The sequence below is a fragment of the Paraclostridium benzoelyticum genome (assembly GCF_001006285.1).
GTDB classification, from domain to species: Bacteria; Bacillota; Clostridia; order Peptostreptococcales; family Peptostreptococcaceae; genus Paraclostridium; species Paraclostridium benzoelyticum.
Genome location: NZ_LBBT01000124.1, coordinates 1 through 1,840, shown reverse-complemented (window position 1 = coordinate 1,840; position 1,840 = coordinate 1). Strand labels below are relative to the sequence as shown.

The window sequence follows — 1,840 nt, the reverse complement described above, 5'->3', positions numbered from 1 at the left end:
AATCATTCTATTAATTAATATAAAAATATATATCACGTCTACATAGCTCTTTATTATAAAAAAAGGATAGCTTTACAATAAGTAAAACTATCCTTTTCTATAAAATTATCCTAAGAACATTTTTAAATCATCTTCAACATTTGTTATTCCGCCTATACCAAAGTTTTCAACTAATACTTTAGCTACATTTGGTGATAAGAACGCTGGTAATGTTGGTCCTAAGTGTATATTTTTTACCCCTAGGTATAATAGTGATAGTAATACTATTACTGCTTTTTGTTCATACCATGCTATATTAAATGCTATTGGTAATTCGTTTATATCTTGTAATTCAAATACTTCTTTAAGTTTTAATGCAATAAGTGCTAATGAGTATGAGTCATTACATTGTCCTGCATCTAATACTCTAGGTATTCCATTTATATCTCCTAAGTTTAGCTTATTGTATTTATATTTTGCACATCCTGCAGTTAAAATCACTGTATCTTTTGGTAGTGCCTCTGCAAATTCTGTATAGTAGTTTCTTGATTTAGCTCTTCCGTCACATCCTGCCATAACGAAGAATTTCTTTATAGCTCCGCTTTTCACTGCATCTACTACTGCATCTGCTAATGCAAATACTTGATTATGTGCAAATCCTCCAACTATTTCTCCTCTTTCTATTTCTGTAGGAGGTTGACAGTTTTTAGCTTGTTCTATTATTTCTGAGAAGTCTTTATCGTCTTCACTCTTACCTTTTATATGTTTAACTCCTGCAAATCCAGCAGCTCCTGTAGTGTATATTCTATCTTTGTAAGTATCTTTTGGTGGTACTATACAGTTTGTAGTCATTAATATTGGCCCGTTAAAACTTTCAAACTCTTCTTTTTGTTTCCACCAAGCATTTCCGTAATTTCCTGCAAAGTGAGAATATTTTTTAAACGCTGGATAGTAGTGTGCTGGAAGCATTTCTGAGTGAGTATATACATCTACTCCAGTTCCCTCTGTTTGTTTTAATAATAGTTCTAAGTCTTTTAAATCATGTCCTGATATAAGTATTCCTGGGTTATTTCTAACTCCTATATCAACCTTAGTTATTTCTGGATGTCCATAAGTTCCTGTATTTGCGCTATCAAGTAAAGCCATTCCGTCTACTCCAACTTTACCAGTTTCTAAAGTTAATCCTATTAATTCATCTACACTTAAGTTTTCATCCAAAGTCTTAGCTAAAGTTGATTGCATAAAAGCATTTATTTTTTCATCATCATATCCTAATGCATTGGCATGCTTCATGTATGCTGCTAAACCTTTTAATCCATATATTATTAATTCTCTTAAGCTTCTTATATCTTCATCTTTAGTTGCTAAAACCCCAACCTTAGTTGACTTTTCATCCATTTCTTCATTTGAGTTTGCAGTCCATAATGCAGCTTCTGATAAATTTTCTTTATTATTTAATTTAGATAATAATGCTTCTTTTGTTTCTAAAGTTTCTTTTACTCTTATATAGAATATTTCATCATCAAAATTTGCATTTGTTATAGTAGTAAATAAATTTATAGTTATTAAGTGATCTACTTCACCACTTACTTCTTTTCCTTCTTCTCTAAGTCTTGTTGTAACTTCTGATAATCCTTTAGTTACGTATATTAATAAGTCCTGCATTCTAGCTAAATCTGGTGATTTTCCACAAACTCCAAATTTTGTACATCCTGTACATCCTGCTGTTTCTTGACATTGAAAACAAAACATTTTATTTTCCATAATTATTCCTCCAATTTTTAAATGTTTATTTTATATACACATTATATTCCTTATTTTTCTTTTTATCTGTAACATATGTTACATTTTTATTAATTTT

1 protein-coding gene is annotated in these 1,840 nt (G+C 29.9%); it reads right to left on the bottom strand.

Going from position 1 to position 1,840, the window contains the following annotated elements; genetic code table 11:
* Nucleotides 1–105 precede the first annotated feature (105 nt).
* The gene (hcp, locus tag VN21_RS05290; RefSeq protein ID WP_035116669.1) at nt 106–1,743 is read right to left on the bottom strand and encodes a hydroxylamine reductase; all 1,638 of its coding nucleotides are present in this window, start codon (nt 1,741–1,743) and stop codon (nt 106–108) included.
* Between the last annotated feature and the right edge of the window lie 97 nt (nt 1,744–1,840).

Excerpts from the sequence above, each read along its gene's own strand:
- hcp (WP_035116669.1), bottom strand. The coding sequence starts at position 1,743 with ATGGAAAATAAAATGTTTTGTTTTCAATGTCAAGAAACAGCAGGATGT.